We start from the raw sequence: 22,855 nt of genomic DNA, 5'->3' as shown, positions 1-22,855 counted from the left end.
GTCTACGTGAGCGTAGTGGCGGGCTTCGGTTTCGTATTCAACGTGCGCGGTATTGATGGTGATGCCACGAGCCTTCTCTTCCGGCGCGCTGTCGATCTGGGAGTAGTCCTTGGCTTCGCCACCGAACTTCTTGGACAGAATGGTGGTGATAGCAGCGGTCAGAGTGGTTTTACCATGGTCCACGTGACCGATGGTGCCGACGTTTACGTGCGGTTTGGTCCGCTCGAACTTTTCCTTAGCCATGGCAAATTTCCTGAATACGAAACAAGCAAATAAAATTGGTGGTGCCCATGGGCAGAATTGAACTGCCGACCTCTCCCTTACCAAGGGAGTGCTCTACCCCTGAGCTACATGGGCCCTTAAACAGGCTACAATCAGACGCTTGGAGCGGGTGAAGGGAATCGAACCCTCGTCGTAAGCTTGGAAGGCTTCTGCTCTACCATTGAGCTACACCCGCCTGGCTTTACAACAAGACAGCTTAACTTCACTGCCAAGCGCTTCATCTAATTCTGGTGGAGGGAGAAGGATTCGAACCTTCGAAGGCAGAGCCGTCAGATTTACAGTCTGATCCCTTTGACCGCTCGGGAATCCCTCCTGAAAGAGACCCGAATATTATAGATGGCCCGCCTGATCGTCAACACCTTTTGCGAAAAAAACTGCACTTTTTCGCCGAAAAATAAAAAACGCCCCGCAGGCCGCGGGGCATTCCATTTTGCTTCAATAACTTAGCTTGATCAGGCCTTGCCGGAAATCTTCAGATATTTCTGGTGGAGCTCATCCTGGGTCTCCTCGCGGGACGGATCCAGGGGGATGCAATCGACCGGACAGACTTGCTGGCACTGCGGCTCGTCGTAGTGGCCGACGCACTGGGTGCACAATTCCGGGTCGATCTGGTAGATCTCCTCGCCTTGGGAGATCGCGTTGTTCGGGCACTCCGGCTCACAGACGTCGCAGTTGATGCATTCGTCGGTAATCATCAAAGACATAGTAATTTCCTCAGGTATTCCACAACATGAATTCTGTCACCCGCCGCCCGGGGTCGCAAGTTCGCGCTGGTTATATCCATAGGCGCAAACTCCCCGCCGCGACGCTCCTATCCAGGCTGGCGGCTCAATAGGCCGTAATGGACCATGCCCGCCTTGTCGCGCCGCAGCGCCGCCAGACCTTCCGGCAACTCATCCGGCCATTGCCGCGCCTCGACATACAGCACGCCCTCTTCCGACAAGCGCTCCAGCGCCAGCGGCAGCGCCCGCGACAGCAGGTCGGAGTCATACGGGGGATCCAGGAAGATCACATCGAAGGTTTCGCGGCTGTTCTTCAGATACAGCAGCGCGTCGCCTGCGACCACGTCGAGCGTGCCGGCCTGCAGCAACTGGCGGTTGGCCTGCAACGACTCATAGACTTTGCGCGACTTCTCCACCATCACCACCCGCAGCGCCGAACGCGACGCCGCCTCGAAGCCCAGCGCGCCGCTGCCAGCGAACAGATCCAGGCAGCTCTTGCCGTACAAATCCTGGCCCAGCCAGTTGAACAGCGTCTCGCGCACGCGGTCCGGCGTCGGCCGCAAGCCTTCGGCTTCGGGGAAAGGCAATAGGCGACGACGGTAGTCGCCGCCTATGATTCTGACCTTATTACGTGTCTGACTCATGAAAGCTAAACTCTAGGGACAAGCGCGAGAGTTTAACCTGATCAGGACTTTAGCGCCTCATTCCCGCGCGCCGGGCGGCGAATCTGTCGCGCCGGCGGCGAAATTCGGCAACTATTCCTTATATATGTTTCCAGCGACGCCGCAGTTTTCCGCCCTCGCATCGCCAGCCGATTCTGTGCTCGACGGCGTTTGAGGATACAATCTTAGCCATTTACCGCTTTTCTGGCCCATTCACGCATGTTTAGCTTCTTCAAGAAAAAGACCAAGCCGGCGGAAACGCCGCAAATCGAAACCCCGGCGCAGGCCGCGCCGGAACAAGCGCCCGCCTCGCCCGAGACCCATGCCCCCGCCCCGGCCGCGGAGCCTCAGCTCGACGCGATCCCGGCGATGGCGATAGACACGCCGGCCGCCCCCGAAGCGGCCCCGGCAGCGCCGATTGCGGCCGCGCCCGCCGCGCCGGTCGAAGAAGCGCCGGCGCCGCTGAAGAAAATGAGCTGGACCGAGCGGCTGAAAGCCGGCCTGGCCAAGACCCGCGACCGGCTGGGCAAGCAGTTGGCCGGCTTGTTCGGCGGCGGCAAGATCGACGAAGACCTGTACGAAGAGCTGGAAACGGTGCTGCTGACCGCCGACATGGGCATGGACGCCACCGTCCATCTGCTGCAGGATGTGCGCGAACGCGTATCGCTGAAGGGTCTGAAGGATTCGTCCGAATTGAAGGGCGCGCTGAAGGATTCGCTGCAGGATCTGATCGGCCCGCTGGAAGTGCCGCTGAACGTGGAAGGCAAGAAGCCGTTCGTGATCATGATGACCGGCGTCAACGGCGCCGGCAAGACCACCTCCATCGGCAAGCTGGCCAAGTACTACCAGAGCCAGGGCAAGAGCGTGCTTCTGGCCGCCGGCGACACCTTCCGCGCCGCCGCGCGCGAGCAGCTGATCGCCTGGGGCGAGCGCAACAACGTCACCGTGATCGCGCAGCAGGGCGGCGACTCCGCCGCCGTCTGCTATGACGCGATCCAGGCCGCCGTCGCCCGCGGCATCGACATCGTGCTGGCCGACACCGCCGGCCGCCTGCCGACGCAGCTGCACCTGATGGAAGAGATCAAGAAGGTGAAGCGCGTGATCCAGAAGGCGCTGCCGGACGCCCCGCACGAAGTGGTGCTGGTGCTGGACGCCAATATCGGCCAGAACACCGTCAGCCAAGTGAAGGCCTTCGACGACGCACTGGGCCTGACCGGCCTGATCCTGACCAAGCTGGACGGCACCGCCAAGGGCGGCGTGATCGCCGCCATCGCCAAACAGCGGCCGATTCCGCTGCGCTTCGTCGGCGTCGGCGAGAGCATCGACGATCTGCGGCCGTTCGACAGCCGCGACTACATCGACGCGCTGTTCGAATAAGACCATGATTCGCGGCCGCAGGCGCGGCCGCCTTTTCTCAGCCAACAAGCGGGAAACCTTTCAATGATACAGTTCGACCAGGTCACCAAGCGCTATCCAGGCGGCAACGAAGCCCTGAAGAACCTGTCGTTCACCATAGAAACCGGCGAAATGGTGTTCCTCGCCGGCCACTCCGGCGCCGGCAAGTCCACCTTGCTCAAGCTGATCGCCGGCATCGAGCGCGCCACCAGCGGCGGCGTCATCGTCAATGGCCAGAACCTGTCCAAGCTGCGCGCCAGCCAGGTGCCCTACGTGCGCCAGCACCTGGGCATGGTGTTCCAGGACCACAAGATCCTGTTCGACCGCAGCGTGTTCGACAACGTGATGCTGCCGCTGGACATCATCGGCTTCGACCGCCGCGACGCCGCCAAGCGCGTGCGCGCGGCACTGGACAAGGTGGGCCTGCTGCCCAAGGAAAAAATGATGCCGATCCGGCTGTCAGGCGGCGAGCAGCAGCGGCTGTGCATCGCCCGCGCCGTGGTCCACCGCCCCAGCATCCTGCTGGCCGACGAGCCGTCGGCCAACCTGGACCGCGCCTACGCGCTGGACATCATGGAGCTGTTCAAGTCCTTCCACCAGGTGGGCGTCACCGTGCTGATCTCCGCCCACGACGAAACGCTGATGGAAGATTACGGCCGCCGCATCATTCGCCTGAGGGAAGGACAGTTCGCCGCATGAAACACTTTCTCTATCTGAACTGGCAGAGCGCCAAGCAGGCGCTGGCCAAGATCGTCCGCCAACCCTTCGGCAGCCTGCTGACTTTGTTGATGCTGGCCCTGGCCCTGGCCCTGCCGCTGTCACTGTACCTCGCGGTCAACAGCGTGCAGGAATGGGTGGGCCGCCTGACCGCCACGCCGCAGATCACGCTGTTCATGGAGCAGACGGCCGAGCAGGCCGACATCGCCGCCGTCAACAGCACGCTGTCGCACCACCCCAAGGTGAAGAGCTTTTCCTTCGTCAGCAAAGGCCAGGCCTTGCAGGATCTTGAAAAGCGCAACGGCCTGTCCGGCCTGTCCGACGGCCTGGAAGGCAACCCGCTGCCCGACGCCTTCGTGGTGACGCCGAAGTCTCTCGAGCCGCGCGAGCTGGACATGCTGCAGAAAGAGCTGTCCGGCCTGCCGATGGTGGAACTGGCGCAATTCGACGCCAGCTGGGCCAAGCGCCTGTACGGCATGGTGGAGATGGGCAAGAAGCTGACCTGGTTCCTGGCCGCCGCGCTGGGCCTGGCGCTGGTGCTGGTCACCCACAACGCGATCCGGATGCAGATCCTGGCCCGCCAGGACGAAATCGCGGTGTCCAAGCTGATCGGCGCCACCGACAGCTTCATCCGCCGCCCCTTCCTGTATCACGCGCTGTGGCAGGGCGTGCTGGCGGCGCTGCTGGCCTGGGGCCTGTCCTGCTGGCTGGCCGCGATGGCGAATCCGGCCATCAGCGAGTTCGCGATGCTGTACGGCGAACGGGTGGAGCTGCGCGCGCTGAACCTGCCGGAGCTGGCGGCGCTGATCGGCATCTCCGCCGCGCTGGCGATGCTGGGCGCGCGGCTGGCGGCCGACCACCACCTGCGCAAGGTGGAGCCGAAGTAAAAATGACAAGCGAAAGGTTTCAGCTATCGGGCCGATTGTTAAATATCATTGACTCGGGAACCTTTCGCTGCTAGCACTCTCAATACTCGAGTGCTAACATAGCACTACCCAAGGAGGTAGCCATCGCAATGAACACAACATTTGCCCTTCCCGTCCCGTCGACCAGCGGCAGCCTGGAACAGTACATCCAGGCCGTCAACAGCGTTCCCATGCTGACGCCGGAGCAGGAAACCGAACTCGCGACCCGTTTCCAACAGGAAAACGACCTGGAAGCGGCGCGGCAGATGGTGCTGTCGCACCTGCGCGTGGTAGTGTCCGTGTCGCGCGGTTACGCCGGCTACGGCTTGCAGCAAGCCGACCTGATCCAGGAGGGCAATATCGGCCTGATGAAGGCGGTGAAGCGCTTCGAGCCGGGCCGCGGCGTGCGCCTGTTTTCGTTCGCCATCCACTGGATCAAGGCCGAGATCCACGAATTCATCCTGCGCAACTGGCGCCTGGTGCGCATCGCCACCACCAAGCCGCAGCGCAAGCTGTTCTTCAACCTGCGCAGCATGAAGAGCGGGTTTTCCGCGTTGTCCGAGCAAGAAGCCAAATCCATCGCCAACGACCTGGGCGTCAAGCCCGAGGAAGTGCGCGAAATGGAAATCCGCATGAACGGCCAGGACATCTCTCTGCTGGCCGACAGCGACGACGAGGACAGCTACGCGCCGATAGACTGGCTGGCCGACAGCCACAGCGAGCCTACCCGCGCGCTGGAGCGCCGCGCTTTCGACCATCTGCAGTCGGAAGGCCTGGAATACGCGCTGTCCACGCTGGACGCCCGCAGCCGCCGCATCGTCGAGGCGCGCTGGCTGGCCGACGACAGCGGCTCCACGCTGCACGAGCTGGCCGCCGAGTTCGGCGTGTCGGCCGAACGCATCCGCCAGATCGAGGCCAAGGCGCTGACCAAGATGAAGACCGCGCTCAGCGAAGGCGTGGTGCTGGACAACTGATCCCGCCGCCGGACGCGAAAAAGCCGCTCGATGATTCAAGCGGCTTTTTTTATTGTCCGCCGCCATCCGGCGGCGGGACAATTCACTCCTGCAGCGTGCGGAACTTCGCCGGCAGCTTGTCGTAAGCCTCGCGGCTGATCCGGCGCAGCGGTTCCCATTCCTGGTTCTGATCGCCCAGCGTCTCCAGGAACTGGCCGGCATAGGTCGGGAACGAGGCCAGCGTGGTGCGCAGCGTCTGCTCCGCCTTGGCCCGCTCGCCGGCCAGGATCTCCAGTTGGGCGCGCTTCAGCATCACATCGGGATAAGGACGGAATTCGGTCAGCCTGTCTTCCAACGCCAGCTTTTGCTTTAGATTGTCCCGGTTCACCGGCAGATAATCATCCAGCGTGTACAGCGCGTGGTAGGCGAACAAGGGCTTGGTTTCGACGATTTCTACCAGGCGCTCGGTGCGGACCTTGTCCTTGGCCGCGTTGCCGGTCGGCACGTACAGGTTCACCAGCTCCCAGAACATGGAGGAGGTGCTGATCGACAGCCAGCCCACCCACACCAGCGCCGCCAGCAGGGGCAAACGCAGCGGCCAGGCCAACGGACGCTCGCCGCGCGGCGCCATCGCCATGAACATCACCAGCATCGCCAGGAAATAGTAGTACCACAGCGGATACTCCAGCATGCTGTGGGTCAGCGTCACCGCAATGCAACCCAGCGCCAGCACGCCTTCCGGCTCGGCCTTGCGGCGGAAGAAGGGCAGCACCGTCCAGACGAAGCCGGCCACCACCAGCGCTGTCACCACGCCGCCCATCTCCGCCAACAGCTGCATCAGCAGATTGTGGGCATTGGTGAACAGCCCGCTGTTGTAGCCGGCCGCGGCGAACTGGGGCAGCTGCTGCAGACGCACGCTTTCCGCCGCGTACTGCGACCAGCCCGCGCCCCACAAAGGGTGCGCCAGGAAGGTCATCCAGGCCTTGTGCATCTCGGCGAAACGGCGCGCTCCCATGTCGTCGCCGTTGGCCGCCAGCCGCGCGATGCCGGACGCGTTCTCGACATCGGAGTGGGTCAACAGCGAGATCAGGTGGTTGAACAGCGGCAGCGCGAACTGGGCGGCCAGAATCGTGCCGGAAGCGGCCCACATCGCCAGCATCATCCGGCGCGACGCCTCGTCGCGGCTGCGCCAGTGCCACAAGCCGGCCAGCGCCGACAGCGCCACCAGATAGAGCAGGATGGTGCGCGAGCCGGCCCAACCCAGCATCAGCGCCATCCACAACACCAGCGCGATCAGCCAGCCGCGCCCCAGGCGGCCGACGGCGAACAGGTAGACGCCGGACACCACCGACCACATCAGGTAATGGGCATACTGGTTGCGCTGGCCGATATGGCCGAAGATATTGCTGGTGGGGTGGGAGCCGTCATAGAACAGTCCCAGAGCCGGCGCCAGGCCGGTCAGCTGGGCAGTGCCGATCAGCGACTGCACCAAGCCGCCGACGATGACTGCCCGCGCCAGCCACACCGCGAACTCCCGGTCGCCCAGGGCGCCGCGCAACGACGCGGTGACCGAGGCCAGCAACGCCGTCGCCAGCCAGGCCAGCGCGGTGACGTAGCTCATGCCGGGGAACAGCAGGTGGACGAACTGCGGCTGCAGCGCCCAGGCGCCGGCCAAGGCCAGGCACAGCCAGCCGGCGCGCGGCATCGAATCGAATAGGCGCCCGCCGGGCAGCAAAAACACGCCGGCGGCCAGCAGCAGCCAGATCACGTTGATCTCGCCGAACCACTGCGGCAGCGGCACGAAGTGGACGCGGGAAGCGAAGGGCACGATGGCGATCAGGCACAAGGACAGCAACGCCAGGCGCTCGGAAATCTTCTGAAAAGTCATGGCAGATCAGATGTCGAGAAGCAGGAAGCGGGCAGCATACCGCATGCGCCGCCCCGGCAAAACCCATCAAGTGTGTCCGCGCGTTACAAAGCTCAGAACAGCGTCTTGCGCGTGACCGGCGACGCGACGGTCATCACCGCGGCTACGCGGCCGGCCTCCGTACCTGAGCCATGGCGGTCATATTCCATTGCCGCTTTTTGGGCCATGTGAGTCAAAGGTTGCAATGCCGGATCCTCTCTTCCCCGCAAAAAAAGAGCGACCTTCGGCGTTTCGTCAGGAAAGTTGGCGATCAGCAAAGCCATTGCCTGCTTCGCCTCTTGATCCTTGCCCATGATCAGCCTTTGCATCGCAAGCTTAAGCAGCACCTCGGGGAAAGGCTGGCTCCTGGCCAACTCGTCCAGAAAACTGATACGAGCTTCTGCCATATCGTGTGAAGCATCAATATAATTCGACAGAATAAATTTCGCGCTGTCGCTCCACCAAGGAATGAGCATCACTTTTTGTAGATATGCGACTCTGCGCTGATTTTCTTCCAAACTAATATCAGGATGGTTATAACGCACCAGATTCTGAAAAATCCAAACCCCGGAAACCATATAAATCAGCATCAAGCTCCCGGCAGCCACCCCAACCCATCTCAACAGACTTGTTTCCAATCGCGCATGAATAAAAGAGCAAGGCGCCCTAGCGCAAACAATGACCAACATCGCCAAAAATGGCAGATACCACAAAGGGAATTCAAATAAGCTGTGCCCCAATATCATGAACGCAATAGCAATTAAAAACAAATGCTCTGGCGCTTGCTGCTCTTTAAAAAAGTAAGGCAATAAGCAAAAAAACAAACCTACCATCACGATGAGCGTGCCTATCAGCCCGGTCTCCGCCAGCAATTGGAATATTAAGTTGTGACAGTGAGTGAACAACCAATTTTCCGGCGCCTTAGGCAAGCCGCCTGTCAACTCCAACCATTGCGCTTGATAAGCATATCCGCCAACACCATAACCCGTCCAAGGATGATCCTGGAACATGCTCCAAGCCTTGCTCCACTCGATTCGCCGCCGCAAGCCGAAACCATCGCCCAGCATCCTTTCCGCACCGCTTGACGTGCCGAAATACCAGCCCAATGCATGTATCTCCCTGACCAGCAGCCCATTGAACAGCTGCCACATAGCCACTGCCAGCAAGGCGAATGCCAACATCGCCACCATCTTCGCCACCCGCTCATCCGAACGAGCCCGCCGGTACCAAAACCAACCAAGTACAGCCATGACCAATCCATAAGCCAAAACCAGCCGGGAGCCGGACCAGGTCATCAACATGGTCAACAGCAGCATGCTTACGGCACTAAGTACTCTGGGCAGGCGCCCCATACCATACAGATAGCAACAAGCCATGATGCTCCAACCCAAATATTCCCCGTAATGATTGCGCTGCGCTAAATTACCGATAGGGACTGATGGATTGAGTGGATCATAAATGATGAAACCATGCAGATAAGGCGCCCCTCCCCCAAGCTGTATCAAACCAATTACACACTGCAATAGGCCACCGCCTAACAATGCCCAGGCAAGCGCGCTCAATGCCGAATCTTTTCTAAGCCAGTGCCCTACACACAAGCTGAGAAGAAACATCATCGCCAATACACTCCCCCATTGGATCACCGCGGTGTAATTTCCCCTCCACGCGCCAGAGATGACAACCCATAACAGGAAAACCAGCAGAAAAATGCTTGAGCGGGGAATCGCCAGCCTCTCCATACGCAGGCGGAAAAACCAACACGCCGCCATGCCAATGCCGAATACCACCAGCGCATGGGTCCACCAATCCTGCAATGGGCTATAACGGGCATAATTAAGAAAGGGAGCGACAAACAGCAAGATCCAAAACAAGGAGATCGGCAGTTTTTTCATTATTGGCATAGAATCAAAAAGAGGCGCCTATGCGCCTCTTGTCATGACAATGCAATCGCGATTATACGCGGCAATTAGAGGGAACCCAATTAGCCGAAAGCTGACTGCCCGTTGCAATAGCGATCGCATTCGAAGCGACTGTGGAGCTCCCAGTATAAGTGCAAGTCCAAGTCACCGAGCCGGTACCCGCGCTAGGGACGAGCTCAAGCAAAGCGCCATTTGAGACCGCGGCGGTAAATGTAACCTGGATAACACCATTCGCCAATACCGATACCTGACTGACTGACGGCCCTGCAATCGAAGTCGGAGCAGCAAGCCCATAAGTGGTATTAAAAGGTGCCGTACCACTGGCATATGAGCCCTGCGATGCATAGTACTCCGCGACTGCCGTTTGCGCCGCGGCCGCCAACGACAAACCCTCCGACACCCGCGCGCGCTTGGTGTAATCCTGATAAGCCGGAATCGCGATCGCGGCCAAAATGCCGACGATGGCCACCACGATCATCAGTTCGATCAGGGTAAAGCCCCGCTGCCGATGCTGTTTCTTCATGTTGCACTCCCAGTTTGAGCCAAGCTTAGCCAAAGTGGAGGGAGACGCGTTGCCTCATCCCTCCTTCCCATCTTCAAAGGTCGCGGGTTTGCCCCGTCATGTTGTACCGAAACCGACCAGCACGAAACATGCCAGCCCCGCGGAAGGCCGGCCATCGACGCCGATCCGGGCACAGCCTTGTCAGCATAGGTCAGAAACTGCCGTTTTTCGTCACACGGACTGCCCGTTCGGACTGTGCTAGCATCGCTTTCCCACCCGGATACACAGGAGCCGCCCCATGAGCAACCAAGCCTGGCTGGAGCGCAGTTTCGCCGCCGTATGGCATCCCTGCACCCAGATGAAGCGCCATGAGCGGCTGCCCATCGTTCCCATCGCCAGCGCGGACGGTGTCTGGCTGACCGATTTCGACGGCAAGCGCTATCTGGACGGCGTCAGCTCCTGGTGGGTGAATTTGTTCGGCCACGGCCACCCGCGGATCAAGCAGGCGGTGCGCGAGCAGCTGGACAGGCTGGAACATGTGATGCTGGCCGGCTTCACCCACCGCCCGGTGGTAGAGCTGTCCGAGCGCCTGGCCAAGCTATCCGGCCTCGGCCATGCCTTCTACGGCTCCGACGGCGCCAGCGCCACCGAAATCGCGCTGAAGATGAGCTTTCATTACTGGAAGAATCTCGGCCGGCCTCAGAAGAGCCGTTTCGTCAGCCTGGAAAACAGCTACCACGGCGAAACCGTCGGCGCGCTGGCGGTCACCGACGTGCCGCTGTTCTCGTCCACCTACGCCGAGCTGCTGAAGCCCGGCCTGCGCGCGCCCAGCCCGGACGCCCGGCAAGCGGGGCCTGGCGAAAGCGCGGCCGATGTCGCGCTGCGCGCCGTCCGCTCGATGGAAAACCTGCTGGCCAAGCATGGCGGCGAGATCGCGGCGGTGATCGTCGAGCCGCTGGTCCAGGGAGCGGCAGGCATGGCGATGTACGATCCCGTCTACCTGACTGAGCTGCGCCGGCTGTGCGACCGCTACGAGGTGCATCTGATCGCGGATGAAATCGCCGTCGGCTTCGGCCGCAGCGGCAGCTTCTTCGCCTATCAGCAGGCCGGCGTCACGCCGGACTTCCTGTGCCTGTCCAAGGGCATCACTGGCGGCTTCCTCCCCTTGTCCTGCGTGCTGACCCGGGACGAAATCTACCAGGCCTTCTACCACGACGACGTGACGCGCGGCTTCCTGCACTCGCACAGCTACACCGGCAACGCGCTCGCCTGCGCGGCCGCGCTGGCGGTGCTGGACATCTTCGAAGACGAAAACGTGCTGGAGGCCAACCGGCTCAAGGCGGCCGATTTCACCGAACGGATGCGCCCGCTGATCAAGCGGCCCGAAATCCGCCACTTCCGCCATCAGGGGATGATCTGGGCCTTCGATGTCGAAACGTCGCGCGCGGACTTTGCATTGGCTTATTTTTCGGCCATGCTGAAACGCGGATGCCTGTTGCGGCCGATAGGAAAATCGGTCTACTTCATGCCCCCGTACACGCTCAAACCCGAGGAGATGGACTGGCTGGTGGCGGCCGGCGTCGACGCGCTGGACGAGGTGCTGGCAGGAGAAAGCGCCGGCGGCGACGCAACCCCGCTGCCCTGAGCACCTCCGTCCCTTCCTTTTCGCAGCGCTCGCCTCGGAGCCTAGCCCGAATGCCGCCACTCGTCTTGCCGAAGAAGGATATGGACCCGCAACTCGTCGACACCCAGCCTGCCAGCGTCGCCGCCTGGCTGGAGCGCTTGCCTTACACCGACCTTGCCGAATGCGGCAAGCTGCTGGGCCAGGGCCTCCACCAGCTGGGCCGCGTCCCGATGGACCCCATGCAGCGCTACAAGCTGCTCAAGCTCTATCTGAAAGCGCTGGATCGTTACTATCCCTTGCTGGAGAACGAAGCCCAGCACGGCGACGCGGTCTCCTCTCCCAAGATGCGGCTGCTGGCTGCGATCAGCGTCAAGCTGTTCGCCAACCTGTTCCTGGCCTTCAAGCAGACGCTCAACGAGAAGCTGGCCTGCCATGCGCTGCTGGAGCGCGAGCTGCCCAAGCAGGAACTGCTGCTGTACACGATGATGGCCGCGCGGCAATACCTGAACATCAGCCAGCAAAACTATTACCCGCTCCCCGACGGCTTCTGGCTGGACTGCCACCAGCTGTACGGTCTGGCGCTGCAACGCGGCTGGCAGGACAAATCATTGGCCGGCGACGACACGCTGGCCGTCATCTACCGCCAGCTGCTGCTGCTGGGACTCACCGCCACCAACCGGCTGTCGACCAGCGACATGCAGCTGGCCCGCCAGCTGGCCTACGATCTGGCCAAGCAGGTGGAGCTGCTGCCCTTGGCGCGCTTGTCGGAAGGCCGCCAGGGCTATGTTCTGGATCTGCGGGAAGACGCCCCGCCTCGCTATCTCCCCGCCCGGCCGTCTCCATCCCAGCCCGATTGCTTTCTCCTCGAGCTGTCCGGCGCGCTGGCCTCGATGCGGAAAAGCCTGGCCCAACTGCGCAAGACCTCCAGCGGCAGCGCCTCCCCCATGCTGAACGACGAAGTGCGGCTGCTCAGCGGCCTGGCGGAGGAGTGGCAGCGCCCGCGGCGGCGGCGGCACAGCCGGGAAGACGCGCACGCGCAAGCCGAGGTCACCGCAGGCGTCCCCGCCATCTGGCACCGCGTCAACGGCGGCAGCTGGCAACCGGCCGGCGCGGATCCCGACGAGGACGGCTCCCATCTGCGCCCGCCTCCCGCTTCCAGCCTGTTGACCATCGCCAACCGCAGCGAATCCGGCTACCTGCTGCGCGGCCAGCCGCAGGAGCAGCCGCTGCGCGCCGGGGAAGTCCTGCTGCTGAACCTGGCCGGCGAAGCCCGGCTGTGCGCGGTGCGCTGGGTGCTGATGCAGCCGGCCGGCGCTGAGGTGGAATGCGGCGTGGAGATCCTGGGGCCGCAGCCGCAGCCGGTGCGGGCCATGCCCAGCATCACCCACAGCGGCGACAGCTTCCAGCGCGGCCTGAGGCTGCCCGCCAGCGCGGATGCCCCGGCGCTGCTGCTGTTGCCGGGCCATCCCTTCAGCCAGTTGCGCGAGTTCAGGCTGCGCGATGAAAACGGCGAGCAACTGGTCCGCGTCGCCAAGCTGCACCAGCAATCGCCGCATTTTCAGCTGATGGAATACCGTCCCAGCGAGCAATTTTGACCTGGCGCAAGCCCCGGGCTTTTTCGGGTACACTGCCCTCTCTATAATTATTGGCTTTCATAGAGAGGTCCGTTGATGCACTCGGTGATTCACGCTTCCGACCGTATCGTGGTCAAAGTAGGCTCCAGCCTGGTAACCAACGATGGCAGGGGGTTGGACCTGAACGCCCTGGCGCGCTGGGCGGAAGAAGTGGCCGAACTCAAACGCCGCGGCAAGCAGGTGGTGCTGGTTTCCAGCGGCGCCATCGCCGAAGGCTGCCAACGTCTGGGGTGGACCGTGCGTCCCAAGGGCGTGCACGAGCTGCAGGCCGCCGCCGCCGTCGGCCAGATGGGACTGTGCCAGGCCTATGAGAGCGCCTTCCGCTCCTTCGGCCTGCGCACCGCGCAGATCCTGCTGACCCATGAAGACCTGGCCGACCGCACCCGCTACCTGAACGCCCGCTCGACGCTGACCAGCCTGCTCAATCTGAACGTGGTGCCGATCATCAACGAGAACGACACCGTGGTCACCAGCGAGATCCGCTTCGGCGACAACGACACCCTGGGCGCGCTGGTCACCAACCTGATCGAAGCCGACGCGCTGGTGATCCTGACCGACCAGAAAGGCCTGTACAGCGCCGACCCGCGCAAGCATCCCGACGCCGAATTCATCCACCAGGCCGAAGCCGGCGACGAGCGCCTGGAAGAGATGGCCGGCGGCGCCGGCTCCAGCGTCGGCACCGGAGGCATGATCACCAAGATCCTGGCCGCCAAGCGCGCCGCCCGCAGCGGCGCCGCCACCGTGATCGCCAGCGGCCGCGAGCCCCATGTGCTGTCGCGCCTGGCCGACGGCGAATCCATCGGCACCCAGCTGGTCGCCGCCACCAACCGCATGGCCGCGCGCAAGCAATGGCTGGCCGACCACCTGAAGCTGGCCGGCCGGCTGCTGCTGGACGACGGCGCCGCCCTGGCGATACGCGAGCGCGGCACCAGCCTGCTGCCGGTGGGCGTCAGCGCGGTGGAAGGCGATTTCCTGCGCGGCGAGGCGGTGGCCTGCGTCGATGCATCCGGCAACGAGGTGGCGCGCGGCCTGGTCAACTACAGCTCGGACGAGGCGCGCCAGATCATGCGCAAAAGCACGCGCGAGATCGAAGCCGCGCTCGGCTACATCGTGGAGCCGGAATTGATACACCGCGACAATATGGTGGCCTTGTAAGCACACCTCGCCCTCCCCGCAGCGGGAGGCGCGAAGTTTTCCCGACCCCTGCCAGTGTCTGGCCGGGGTTTCATTTTTCGCTATCACAAGGATGACATGGTATGAACAAGCTGGCTCTTTCGGCGCTGATGACACTAGCCTGGGGTTCGGCATCCGCCGCGGATGTGCTGCACATCTACAACTGGAACAACGCGCTGTCGCCGGACACCGCCAAGCGCTTCGAGCAGTCTTGCAAGTGCAAGCTGGTTCAGGACTATTACGGCGACAACGAAGAGATGCTGGCCAAGCTGGCCGCCGGGGCCAAGGGCTACGACATGGTGTTTCCCACCGCCTTCGCGGTGAACACGCTGCTGAAGCAGGGCAAGCTGCAACCGCTGGACAAGAGCAAGCTGCCCAACTGGAAAAACCTGAACAGCGGCTATCTGGCGCTCAATCAGCCCTTCGACCCGGGCAACCGCCACGCCGCGCCCACCGTGGTGTCGCTGACGCTGATCGGCTACAACGCCACCCAATTGCAGAAAGCCGGCGTAGCAAGCAAGGCCAACAGCTGGGCGCTGGTATTCGATCCGGCCGTGCTGGCGAAGATCAAAGGCAAGGTCACCGTGCTGGACAGCCAGCGCGAACTGATGGCCGCCGCGCTGATGTATCTGGGCAAGGACGCCAACTCCGCCAATCCGGCCGACTGGAAGGCCGCCGCGGACACCATCCGCAAGGCCAAGCCGTACTGGGCCGCGTTCAACAACCAGAGCTACATCAAGGAGCTGACCGTCGGCAACATCTGGGTGGCGCTGGGCTATTCCAACGACCTGTTCCAGGCGCAGCAGGACGCGAAGAGCGCCAAGCGGCCCTTCGAGCTCGCCTACCGTCCGCAGCGGGAAGGCAATGTGCTGGCCATCGACAATATGACCATCCTGAAGGACGCGCCGCGCCCGGACCTGGCGCACAAGTTCATCAACTTCATGCTGGACGGCAAGAACGCGTCGGAGATCTCCAACCAGATCGGCGCGACCAACCCGGTCAAGGCGGCCGAGGCCTTCTTCAAGCCGCAGATCAAGGCCAACCCGGTGATCATGCTGGACCCGTCCCAGGGCAAGTACGTGGCGCTGAAGGACCTGGACGCGAAATCCCGCCGCGAGCTGAACCGCCTGTGGTCGCAGGTGAAGATCGGCAGCTGAGCGCCCGCTCCATGAAAAACGCCAGCCTCCGGCTGGCGTTTTTCATTCGTGGATCACCGTCACCCGCGGCCAACGCTCGCGGTAGCGCTTGTCGGCCACCCGCCGGCGATAAATCTCCGCGCTGGCCCTGGCCGGATTGCGGCGCACCGTCATGCCGAACAGGTCGTCCAGCCCGAACGGCGCGATGATGCGCAGGCTGTCGTCGGCGTTCAGCGCGACGCCGACCGCGGTCGCGTACTCCGGCCAGGTCGCCACCGCCGCCTCCAGCGACGGCAAGGGCTCGACCGGATAGCCGAAATGATCGGCGAACCACAGGTGCACCGCCGCCTGGTTGGTCACCTCCCAAGGCAGGTCGGGATGGGCGGACGCCAGCCGGCGCTGCAGCGCGGCCTCGCGATCGGGCGACAGATCGGCGGCGTCGAAGTACGCCAGATCGATGTCGGACAGCGCCGACGGCTTGGATTCGAAGCCATGCAGCGCGTCCCACGCCAGGCCGCGCACCGCGCCGGCGCCTATGCACCAGTCGGCCAGGCCCAGGTCCCGCGCGGCGCGCAGCGCGCGCATCAGCCACGGCGAGGCGCGGACCAGCTCCGCCAGCCGGCCGGCGTCACTCGTCGCCATGCCGGCGCGGGCCCGACTCCTCGCGGCGGTACTCCACCGCGCGCATGATCGCGTAGGCCAGCATCGCGCACAGGAAAAACAACAGCACCACCCAGGCGATGGATTGCAAGGTGCTGATGAAGGCCTGGAACAGCTCCAGCAGCCAGCGCTCGCCGCTCAGCTGCAATTGGGAGGTGCCCTTGCCCGGCGCCGGCGGCAGGTACTGCTGCAGCGACCATTGGCGCACGCCGCCGGAAATGCCGCTGACCACGATGGCGAAGAACACGTACTTGCGCCAGGCGTCGGCCAGGTCCTGGCCCAGCGTGCGGCTGAGTATCTTGCCGACGGCGGGGTCGAAAAAACGGGCGGCGGCGGCGGCGGTAACCACCACCACGATCAGGATGGTGGTGAACAACACGTAGAACATGATGGCTTGCTCGATCAAGGAATACTGTCATTGTACGCGCTTTGCATGCGCGTCACCCGGCCAGCCTTTGCGCGCGGACAAGCGCCGCCGCCTTCTGCCCTATCCGGGATGCGAAAACGGCCCCGAAGGGCCGCTCGGCGGATCATGGGCAGGACGTCAGGCATCCTTCGCCGGCAGGCCGAAATGCAGATAGGCCTGGGCGGTGGCCATCCGCCCGCGCGGCGTGCGCTGCAGATAGCCCTGCTGGATCAGGAAGGGTTCGATCACGTCTTCTATGGTGTCGGTGGATTCGCCTATCGCGGCGGCGACGTTGTCCAGGCCCACCGGGCCGCCGGAAAACTTCTCCAGGATGGCCTGCAGCAGCTTGCGGTCCATCACGTCGAGGCCCGCCGGATCGACGTCCAGCATCGCCAGCGCGGCGTCGGCCACCGCCACCGTCACCACGCCGTCGGACTTCACCTCGGCGTAGTCGCGCACCCGGCGCAGCAGGCGGTTGGCGATGCGCGGCGTGCCGCGCGAGCGCTTGGCCACCTCGAAGGCGCCGTCATCGGACAGCTGCACATTGAGCAGGCCGGCCGAGCGGCTGACGATGCGGGTCAGCTCCTCGGCGTTGTAGAACTCCAGCCTGGCGACGATGCCGAAGCGGTCGCGCAGCGGGTTGGTCAGCATGCCGGCGCGGGTGGTGGCACCCACCAGCGTGAACGGCGGCAGATCTATCTTCACCGACCGCGCCGCCGGGCCCTCGCCTATCATGATGTCGATCTGGTAATCCTCCAGCGCCGGGTAGAGGATTTCCTCCACCACCGGGCTCAAGCGGTGGATTTCGTCGATGAACAGCACGTCGTGCGGCTCCAGATTGGTGAGCAGCGCCGCCAGGTCGCCGGCGCGCTCCAGCACCGGGCCGGAGGTCTGGCGCAGATTGACGCCCATCTCGCGCGCGACGATGTGCGCCAGCGTGGTCTTGCCGAGGCCCGGCGGGCCGAACAACAGCACGTGGTCCAGCGCCTCGCCGCGCTTCTTCGCCGCCTCGATGAAGATCTCCAGCTGTTCGCGCGCCTTCTTTTGGCCGACGTACTCGTCCAGCAGCTTGGGCCGCAGCGCGCGCTCCAGCGCCTCTTCCTGGTCGGACGCGCGTTGCGGGGTGACGATGCGGCGCTCCGGCGCGGCGCCGAACAGCTTGTCGGTTTCTATCATCGGGGAACTCTTGGGGTGAATCTTGCTGCCGACATTCTAACACCGCGCTATACTCGCCGCTGGCCGCGCTGTGCGGCCAACGTCTTCGGGGCGGGGTGCGATTCCCCACCGGCGGTATGGCGCGCGAGCGCCGAGCCCGCGAGCGCCTTCGCCGCACGGCGAAGGGTCAGCAGATCTGGTGAAATGCCAGAGCCGACGGTCATAGTCCGGATGAAAGAAGACGACGCCAGTCATCCGTCCGCGCCCGCGGCTGGAAAACTGTGTCGTATCCGCGCGTTTATCGCGCCGGATAGCCGTAAGCTATCCGCTTCACGCCCACGGGACGTGTTTCTCAATCCATTATTTGAGGACCGTTTCCATGAACGCCCACACCGATATCCTTTCCCTGCGCGTCCACGCCGCGCTTGACGCCTTGCGCCGCGGCCTGCCGGTCATCGTCGCCGACGACGCCGACCGCGAAAACGAGGCCGACCTGATCCTGGCCGCCGACACGCTCACCGTGCCCGAAATGGCGCGGATGATCCGCGACGGCAGCGGCATCGTCTGCCTGTGCGTCACGCCCGAGCGCGCCGAGCGGCTGCAATTGCCGCCGATGGCCTCCGAGAACGGCAGCCGCTACGGCACCGCCTTCACCGTCGCCATCGAGGCGGCCGAGGGCGTCACCACCGGCGTGTCCGCCGCCGACCGCGTCACCACCATGCGCGCCGCCATCGCGCCGGATGCCAAGCCCAGCGATCTGGTGCGCCCCGGCCACGTCTATCCCATCGTCGCCCGCGCCGGCGGCGTGCGCGAGCGCCGCGGCCACACCGAGGCCTCGGTGGAGCTGGCGCGACTAGCCGGCTTCAGCCCGGCCGGCGTGCTGTGCGAGCTGATGAATCCGGACGGCACGATGATGCGCGGCCAACAAGTGCAGGATTACGCCGAGCGCCATGGCCTGCCGCAATTGTCGGTCGCCGAACTGGCCGAATGGCTGCAGCGCGAACAGGCTTGAGGAGGCGCGACATGTTCACAGGCATCACCCAGGCCATCGGCCGCATCGCCGCCATCGAAGAAGGCGAGGCCAGCCGCCGCATCGCCGTAGACTTCCCGGCCGGCTTCTGCGCCGGGCTCGCGCAAGGCTGCAGCGTGTCCGTCAACGGCGCCTGCCTGACCGTGGCCGCGCCGCCTCAGGGAGACCGCGCCGAGTTCGACCTGATCCTGCCGACGCTGGTCACCAGCACGCTGGCCGCGTGCGGCGTCGGCGACGCGGTCAACGCCGAGCGCGCGCTGCGCGACGGCGCCGAGATCGGCGGCCACGCGCTGTCCGGCCACGTCGACTATCAAGCGACCATCGAGCAGCGCAAGGAATACGGCGACAACCTGTGCCTGCGGCTCTCTGTGCCCGCCGGCGCGCTGCGCTACCTGTTCGCCAAAGGCTACGCGGCGCTGGACGGCGTCAGCCTGACCATCGCCGACATCGACAAGCAGGCCGGCTGGATCGAAGTGTGGCTGATCCCGGAAACCCGCCGCGCCACCTCGCTCGGCGCCAAGCAAGCCGGCAGCAGGCTGAACCTTGAGATCGAACGCGACACCCAGGTGCTGGTCGACACCATGCGCGAAGCGCTGGAAGACAAGCTGGCGGCGCTGATGCCGCTGCTCGCGCCCAGGCTGGACGAGCTGGCGCCCGCGCTGCTGCCAGCCAGCCGCCACCGCCCGGCCCTGGCCGCGCGCTGAGCGCGGACCGGCGGCCGCGAACCAATCGGCCGCCGGCCTGTCTGCTGAACAGGGGCGCATCCGCGCCCCTGTTTTCTTTATCGCCGACACCATGCTCCGCTTCATTTCCTTCCGCGGCCTGCTGCTGGCAGGCTTTCTCGGCGTCGCGCTGATCCCCGCCGCGGCGCTGGTGCAGCTGCGCCACGAGCTGGGCCTGGCCGCCGACAGCGCCCAGCGTCACCAGCGCCAGGCCCAGCGCTGGCAGGACATCGCGCGCTTGTCTCAAGAGCAGGCGGTGCAATTCGAGCGCGCCAGCCGCCAGGCGGCCATCCTGCGCGACCGCAAGCTCAACGAGACCGCCAGCCAGGCGCGCGGCGAGCTGCTGCGCGCGCAGCGGACGCTGCGGCAGGATGCTCCGGCCGAAGCGCAAGCCGGCATAGACAGCGCCCTTGCCCTCGCCTCGCAATTGCAGCGGCTTCCCCCCAATCGCCGCCAGCAGCGCGACGCGCTGTTCCGCCAACTGAACCGCGTGCTGGATCAACAGCAGCAGACGCTGGCCCAGGCCGGCGAAAAACGGCAGGCCAGCTGGCGGGACGACATCGAACGGATGCGGCTGCAGGCCAACCGCCTGGCCTGGCTGGCGCTGGCCGCCGCCGTGCTGCTGGCCTTGATCGTCACCCTGCTGATCCACGCCCCGCTGCGCGGCCTGCAGCGCCGCATCGCCCGGCTGGCAGGCGGCGCCCGGCAGCTGAACTGGCGCCAGGCCGGCCCCGCCGACCTGCAGCGCCTGGGCCGGGAGCTGGAACAGCTGGACCTGCGGCTGGTTGAGCTGGAACAACAGAAGACCCGCTTCTTCCGCCAGGTCTCGCATGAGCTGAAGACGCCGCTGGCGTCGATACACGAGGCCGCCGCGCTATTGAAGGAACAGGTGGCCGGCCCGCTCAATCCGCAGCAGCGCCACATCGTCGACATCCTGGGCAACAACGCGCTGACGCTGCGCCAGCGGGTGGAGGCGCTGCTGAAGCAGGACGCCGGCCTCTGGCTGTCCACCACGCTGAACGTTTCCGCCTTTCCGCTGCGCCAGCTGCTGGAAGCCAGGCTGGCCAGCTGCCAGCCGCTGTGGCAGGCCAAACGGCTGGAGGTGGCGCTGGACGGCGCGCCCGGCGCGGTGCGCGGCGATCCGTCCAAAGTGGAGACCATCGTCGACAACCTGCTGCTCAACGCCATCCGCCACAGCCCCGCCGGCGGGCGGCTGACGCTGCGCTGCGGCCGCGAGCGCGGCCAGGCCTGGCTGGAAGTGGCCGATCAGGGCCCCGGCGTGCCCGACGCGCTGCGCGACAAGATCTTCGAACCTTTCTGGAGCGGACCCGCGCCCGACGGCGAACGCCCCGGCAGCGGCCTAGGCCTGACCATGGCGCGCGGCTACGCGCAGCTGATGGGCGGCGAGCTGCGGCTGCTGGACGACGGCCCCGGCGCGCGCTTCCGCCTCCACTGGCCTGAACCGGAGCCGATATGACCCCATCCGTTTTCCCGCGGCGCTGGCTGCCGCTGATGCTGCTGCCGCTGCTCGCGGCCTGCGCCGGCGTCCGCCCGGCTCCCCCCCCGATACGCTACTGCCCGGGCAGCGACGCGCTGCTGATCGCGCTGGACTGGCCGGACGAAGCCGTGCGCCAGCGCTGGCAGGCCTATGAAGCCTGCGACAGCTACCGCCTGCTGCGCGTGCTGCGCGCCAACCGCGGCGATCCGGGGCGCCTGGCTGGCGAGCTGGACAAGCTGCTGGCCGACAAGAGCCTGTCTCCGGCCAGCGCCGCGCTGGCGCGGCTGCAGCTGCGCCAGGCCCAGGCCCAGTTCCGGCTGCAGGACCAGAACGACCGCCAGCAGCAGCAATTGCGCGACCAGCAAAAACGCATCGACGACCAGGCCGCCAAGCTGGACGCGCTGCGCCGCCTGGAACTGGATCTGCCCAAACCCAACGGCCTCAGCGGAGGGAGCAAGCGATGAACGCCCCCGCCCGCATCGTCCTGGTGGACGACGATCCCGACCTGCTGTGCCTGGTCAGGCTGCGGCTGGAGGCCGCCGGCCACGAGGTGGAGGCGCTGGCCAGCGCCGAAGCCGCGCTGGCGGCGATGGCAGCCCGCCGCGCCGACCTGCTGCTGACCGACTGGCGGCTGCCGGGCATGGACGGCCTGCAGCTGTTCGAAACCGCGCGCCGCCGCTATCCGACGCTGCCGGTCATCCTGTTCACCGCCCACGGCACCGTGCCGGACGCGGTGGAGGCGGTCAGCCGCGGCGTGTTCTGCTATCTGGAAAAACCGTTCGACGGCCAATTGCTGCTGGACAAGGTGGCGCAGGGCCTGACGCTGTCCGTGGGCGACGGCGCCCCCGGCGACGGCTGGCGCGCCGGCATCGTCAGCCGCGGCCCGGCGATGGAGGAATTGCTGAGCGAAGCGCGGATGGTGGCCGCCACCGACGCCAGCGTGCTGCTGCAAGGCGAAAGCGGCAGCGGCAAGGAAGTGCTGGCCCGTGCCATCCACCAGGCCAGCCGCCGCGCCGGCCGGCCCTTCGTCGCCGTCAACTGCGGCGCGATTCCGGAAAACCTGCTGGAGAGCGAGCTGTTCGGCCACGAAAAAGGCGCTTTCACCGGTGCCTCCGCCCGCCACGACGGCCTGATCCGCCAGGCCGACGGCGGCACGCTGTTCCTGGATGAGATCGGCGACATGCCGCTGCCGCTGCAGGTCAAGCTGCTGCGGGTGCTGCAGGACCGGGAAGTGCGGCCGGTGGGCGCCAGCCGGCCGCTGCCGGTGGATATCCGGCTGCTGTCGGCCACCCACCGCGACCTGCCGGCCCGCATCGCCGACGGCCAGTTCCGCGAGGATCTCTATTACCGGCTGAACGTGGTGGCGCTGACGCTGCCGCCGCTGGCCGAGCGGCGCGAAGACATCCCGCTGCTGGCCCAGCATTTCCTGCAACAGGTGGCGGCGCGCTACGGCAAGACGGTGACGGGCTTCGCGCCGGACGCCCTCGCTTTCCTCGCCGCCGCGCGCTGGCCGGGCAATATCCGCCAGTTGGCCAATGTGGTGGAGCAATGCTGCGTGCTGGCCACCGGCCCGCTGCTGACCCTGTCCCAGGTGGAAAAGGCGGTGGCCGGCGAATCCCGCGCCATCCCGACGCTGGCCGAAGCCCGCCGCGAGTTCGAGCGCGACTACCTGGAGCGGCTGCTGCGCCTGACCGGCGGCAACGTCAGCGACGCCGCCCGGCTGGCCGACCGCAACCGCACCGAGTTCTACCGGCTGTTGCAGAAACACGAGCTGCACGCCGCCGCGTTCAAGGATGGCTAAGCGCCCGTCGCCAAACGGCGACAGCCTCAAGCCATTGATTGGCATGGCTTTTC

General features: G+C 64.9%; 22 protein-coding genes, 3 tRNA genes and 1 riboswitch. Of the genes, 13 read left to right on the top strand and 12 right to left on the bottom strand.

Features of this window, described 5'->3' with window-relative positions; genetic code table 11:
• The 6 genes from VL52_RS16710 to rsmD all read right to left on the bottom strand — a co-directional run.
• On the bottom strand, positions 1-243 hold a 243-nt coding region (locus VL52_RS16710), incomplete at its 3' end, for a GTP-binding protein (RefSeq protein ID WP_046158087.1).
• A 39-nt stretch (positions 244-282) separates the two neighbouring features.
• Positions 283-357: transfer RNA gene (locus tag VL52_RS16705), tRNA-Thr, on the bottom strand.
• Between the two features lie 26 nt (positions 358-383).
• Positions 384-457 (bottom strand) — tRNA-Gly (locus tag VL52_RS16700).
• A 53-nt stretch (positions 458-510) separates the two neighbouring features.
• Positions 511-595: transfer RNA gene (locus tag VL52_RS16695), tRNA-Tyr, on the bottom strand.
• Positions 596-734: 139 nt separating this feature from the next.
• Complete coding sequence (locus VL52_RS16690; protein WP_021478148.1) at positions 735-986, bottom strand: YfhL family 4Fe-4S dicluster ferredoxin; 252 nt, start codon at positions 984-986, stop codon at positions 735-737.
• Between the two features lie 107 nt (positions 987-1,093).
• Positions 1,094-1,648, bottom strand: coding sequence for a 16S rRNA (guanine(966)-N(2))-methyltransferase RsmD (gene rsmD, locus VL52_RS16685; RefSeq protein ID WP_046158086.1), 555 nt, complete (start codon positions 1,646-1,648; stop codon positions 1,094-1,096).
• A gap of 237 nt (positions 1,649-1,885) precedes the next feature.
• On the opposite strand from rsmD, the gene ftsY reads away from it, so the two are divergent.
• From ftsY to rpoH, 4 genes are all read left to right on the top strand, one after another.
• Entirely contained in the window at positions 1,886-3,043 is a 1,158-nt protein-coding gene (gene ftsY / locus VL52_RS16680; RefSeq protein WP_046158085.1) for a signal recognition particle-docking protein FtsY, read from the top strand.
• 63 nt (positions 3,044-3,106) lie between these two features.
• Entirely contained in the window at positions 3,107-3,760 is a 654-nt protein-coding gene (ftsE, locus tag VL52_RS16675; RefSeq protein ID WP_011137750.1) for a cell division ATP-binding protein FtsE, read from the top strand.
• Complete coding sequence (ftsX, locus tag VL52_RS16670) at positions 3,757-4,665, top strand: permease-like cell division protein FtsX (protein ID WP_046158084.1); 909 nt, start codon at positions 3,757-3,759, stop codon at positions 4,663-4,665. The genes ftsE and ftsX overlap by 4 nt, the downstream gene beginning before the upstream one ends.
• Positions 4,666-4,793: 128 nt before the next feature.
• Positions 4,794-5,657: an RNA polymerase sigma factor RpoH gene (gene rpoH / locus VL52_RS16665; protein WP_021478152.1), complete on the top strand. Its 864-nt coding sequence runs from the start codon at positions 4,794-4,796 to the stop codon at positions 5,655-5,657.
• Between the two features lie 82 nt (positions 5,658-5,739).
• Here rpoH and VL52_RS16660 read toward each other — a convergent pair whose 3' ends face one another.
• From VL52_RS16660 to VL52_RS16650, 3 genes are all read right to left on the bottom strand, one after another.
• Entirely contained in the window at positions 5,740-7,524 is a 1,785-nt protein-coding gene (locus tag VL52_RS16660; protein ID WP_046158083.1) for a PglL family O-oligosaccharyltransferase, read from the bottom strand.
• Positions 7,525-7,616: 92 nt separating this feature from the next.
• Complete coding sequence (locus VL52_RS16655) at positions 7,617-9,434, bottom strand: PglL family O-oligosaccharyltransferase (RefSeq protein ID WP_046158082.1); 1,818 nt, start codon at positions 9,432-9,434, stop codon at positions 7,617-7,619.
• A 61-nt stretch (positions 9,435-9,495) separates the two neighbouring features.
• Entirely contained in the window at positions 9,496-9,984 is a 489-nt protein-coding gene (locus tag VL52_RS16650) for a pilin (RefSeq protein ID WP_046158081.1), read from the bottom strand.
• 277 nt (positions 9,985-10,261) lie between these two features.
• Here VL52_RS16650 and VL52_RS16645 point away from each other — a divergent pair, with 277 nt between their 5' ends.
• The 4 genes from VL52_RS16645 to VL52_RS16630 all read left to right on the top strand — a co-directional run bounded on the left by VL52_RS16645 (position 10,262) and on the right by VL52_RS16630 (position 15,551).
• Positions 10,262-11,608 (top strand): adenosylmethionine--8-amino-7-oxononanoate transaminase, encoded by a 1,347-nt coding sequence (locus VL52_RS16645; protein WP_046158080.1) that lies wholly within the window; start codon positions 10,262-10,264, stop codon positions 11,606-11,608.
• 80 nt (positions 11,609-11,688) lie between these two features.
• Positions 11,689-13,182, top strand: coding sequence for a cyclic-di-GMP receptor FimW-related protein (locus VL52_RS16640; RefSeq protein ID WP_046158079.1), 1,494 nt, complete (start codon positions 11,689-11,691; stop codon positions 13,180-13,182).
• A gap of 75 nt (positions 13,183-13,257) precedes the next feature.
• Positions 13,258-14,376 carry a glutamate 5-kinase gene (proB, locus tag VL52_RS16635; RefSeq protein WP_046158078.1) on the top strand — a complete coding sequence of 373 codons (1,119 nt, stop codon included), beginning with the start codon at positions 13,258-13,260 and terminating at the stop codon, positions 14,374-14,376.
• 101 nt (positions 14,377-14,477) lie between these two features.
• On the top strand, positions 14,478-15,551 hold the full coding sequence (locus VL52_RS16630; protein ID WP_046158077.1) for an ABC transporter substrate-binding protein: 1,074 nt from the start codon (positions 14,478-14,480) through the stop codon (positions 15,549-15,551).
• 42 nt (positions 15,552-15,593) lie between these two features.
• Here VL52_RS16630 and VL52_RS16625 read toward each other — a convergent pair whose 3' ends face one another.
• The 3 genes from VL52_RS16625 to ruvB all read right to left on the bottom strand — a co-directional run bounded on the left by VL52_RS16625 (position 15,594) and on the right by ruvB (position 17,772).
• Entirely contained in the window at positions 15,594-16,172 is a 579-nt protein-coding gene (locus VL52_RS16625) for a nucleotidyltransferase family protein (protein ID WP_186338507.1), read from the bottom strand.
• Positions 16,159-16,578 carry a hypothetical protein gene (locus tag VL52_RS16620; protein WP_046158095.1) on the bottom strand — a complete coding sequence of 140 codons (420 nt, stop codon included), beginning with the start codon at positions 16,576-16,578 and terminating at the stop codon, positions 16,159-16,161. Before VL52_RS16620 ends, VL52_RS16625 begins: the two co-directional genes overlap by 14 nt.
• Positions 16,579-16,734: 156 nt before the next feature.
• Positions 16,735-17,772, bottom strand: a complete 1,038-nt coding sequence (gene ruvB, locus VL52_RS16615) for a Holliday junction branch migration DNA helicase RuvB (protein WP_046158076.1) — start codon at positions 17,770-17,772, stop codon at positions 16,735-16,737.
• 77 nt (positions 17,773-17,849) lie between these two features.
• Positions 17,850-17,998: riboswitch (FMN riboswitch) on the top strand.
• Positions 17,999-18,130: 132 nt separating this feature from the next.
• Here ruvB and ribB point away from each other — a divergent pair.
• From ribB to VL52_RS16590, 5 genes are all read left to right on the top strand, one after another.
• Positions 18,131-18,763: a 3,4-dihydroxy-2-butanone-4-phosphate synthase gene (ribB, locus tag VL52_RS16610; RefSeq protein ID WP_046158075.1), complete on the top strand. Its 633-nt coding sequence runs from the start codon at positions 18,131-18,133 to the stop codon at positions 18,761-18,763.
• Between the two features lie 11 nt (positions 18,764-18,774).
• A complete protein-coding gene (locus VL52_RS16605) occupies positions 18,775-19,485 on the top strand; it encodes a riboflavin synthase subunit alpha (RefSeq protein WP_046158074.1) in 711 nt (236 codons plus the stop codon).
• 91 nt (positions 19,486-19,576) lie between these two features.
• Complete coding sequence (locus VL52_RS16600; RefSeq protein ID WP_046158073.1) at positions 19,577-20,980, top strand: ATP-binding protein; 1,404 nt, start codon at positions 19,577-19,579, stop codon at positions 20,978-20,980.
• Positions 20,977-21,465 carry a hypothetical protein gene (locus VL52_RS23500; protein WP_052729365.1) on the top strand — a complete coding sequence of 163 codons (489 nt, stop codon included), beginning with the start codon at positions 20,977-20,979 and terminating at the stop codon, positions 21,463-21,465. The genes VL52_RS16600 and VL52_RS23500 overlap by 4 nt, the downstream gene beginning before the upstream one ends.
• Positions 21,462-22,802 carry a sigma 54-interacting transcriptional regulator gene (locus tag VL52_RS16590; RefSeq protein WP_046158072.1) on the top strand — a complete coding sequence of 447 codons (1,341 nt, stop codon included), beginning with the start codon at positions 21,462-21,464 and terminating at the stop codon, positions 22,800-22,802. Before VL52_RS23500 ends, VL52_RS16590 begins: the two co-directional genes overlap by 4 nt.
• Positions 22,803-22,855 lie beyond the last annotated feature (53 nt).

The sequence above is a fragment of the Chromobacterium vaccinii genome, assembly GCF_000971335.1.
In the GTDB taxonomy this organism is placed as follows: Bacteria; Pseudomonadota; Gammaproteobacteria; order Burkholderiales; family Chromobacteriaceae; genus Chromobacterium; species Chromobacterium vaccinii.
This window is presented reverse-complemented; position numbering and strand designations above follow the sequence as displayed.

Bases quoted from the DNA above. Each gene is read 5' to 3' on its own strand.
- VL52_RS16690 (WP_021478148.1), bottom strand. From the start codon at position 986: ATGTCTTTGATGATTACCGACGAATGCATCAACTGCGACGTCTGTGAG.
- rsmD (WP_046158086.1), bottom strand. From the start codon at position 1,648: ATGAGTCAGACACGTAATAAGGTCAGAATCATAGGCGGCGACTACCGT.
- ftsY (WP_046158085.1), top strand. From the start codon at position 1,886: ATGTTTAGCTTCTTCAAGAAAAAGACCAAGCCGGCGGAAACGCCGCAA.
- ftsE (WP_011137750.1), top strand. From the start codon at position 3,107: ATGATACAGTTCGACCAGGTCACCAAGCGCTATCCAGGCGGCAACGAA.
- ftsX (WP_046158084.1), top strand. From the start codon at position 3,757: ATGAAACACTTTCTCTATCTGAACTGGCAGAGCGCCAAGCAGGCGCTG.
- rpoH (WP_021478152.1), top strand. From the start codon at position 4,794: ATGAACACAACATTTGCCCTTCCCGTCCCGTCGACCAGCGGCAGCCTG.
- VL52_RS16660 (WP_046158083.1), bottom strand. From the start codon at position 7,524: ATGACTTTTCAGAAGATTTCCGAGCGCCTGGCGTTGCTGTCCTTGTGC.
- VL52_RS16655 (WP_046158082.1), bottom strand. From the start codon at position 9,434: ATGAAAAAACTGCCGATCTCCTTGTTTTGGATCTTGCTGTTTGTCGCT.
- VL52_RS16650 (WP_046158081.1), bottom strand. From the start codon at position 9,984: ATGAAGAAACAGCATCGGCAGCGGGGCTTTACCCTGATCGAACTGATG.
- VL52_RS16645 (WP_046158080.1), top strand. From the start codon at position 10,262: ATGAGCAACCAAGCCTGGCTGGAGCGCAGTTTCGCCGCCGTATGGCAT.
- VL52_RS16640 (WP_046158079.1), top strand. From the start codon at position 11,689: ATGGACCCGCAACTCGTCGACACCCAGCCTGCCAGCGTCGCCGCCTGG.
- proB (WP_046158078.1), top strand. From the start codon at position 13,258: ATGCACTCGGTGATTCACGCTTCCGACCGTATCGTGGTCAAAGTAGGC.
- VL52_RS16630 (WP_046158077.1), top strand. From the start codon at position 14,478: ATGAACAAGCTGGCTCTTTCGGCGCTGATGACACTAGCCTGGGGTTCG.
- VL52_RS16625 (WP_186338507.1), bottom strand. From the start codon at position 16,172: ATGGCGACGAGTGACGCCGGCCGGCTGGCGGAGCTGGTCCGCGCCTCG.
- VL52_RS16620 (WP_046158095.1), bottom strand. From the start codon at position 16,578: ATGTTCTACGTGTTGTTCACCACCATCCTGATCGTGGTGGTGGTTACC.
- ruvB (WP_046158076.1), bottom strand. From the start codon at position 17,772: ATGATAGAAACCGACAAGCTGTTCGGCGCCGCGCCGGAGCGCCGCATC.
- ribB (WP_046158075.1), top strand. From the start codon at position 18,131: ATGAACGCCCACACCGATATCCTTTCCCTGCGCGTCCACGCCGCGCTT.
- VL52_RS16605 (WP_046158074.1), top strand. From the start codon at position 18,775: ATGTTCACAGGCATCACCCAGGCCATCGGCCGCATCGCCGCCATCGAA.
- VL52_RS16600 (WP_046158073.1), top strand. From the start codon at position 19,577: ATGCTCCGCTTCATTTCCTTCCGCGGCCTGCTGCTGGCAGGCTTTCTC.
- VL52_RS23500 (WP_052729365.1), top strand. From the start codon at position 20,977: ATGACCCCATCCGTTTTCCCGCGGCGCTGGCTGCCGCTGATGCTGCTG.
- VL52_RS16590 (WP_046158072.1), top strand. From the start codon at position 21,462: ATGAACGCCCCCGCCCGCATCGTCCTGGTGGACGACGATCCCGACCTG.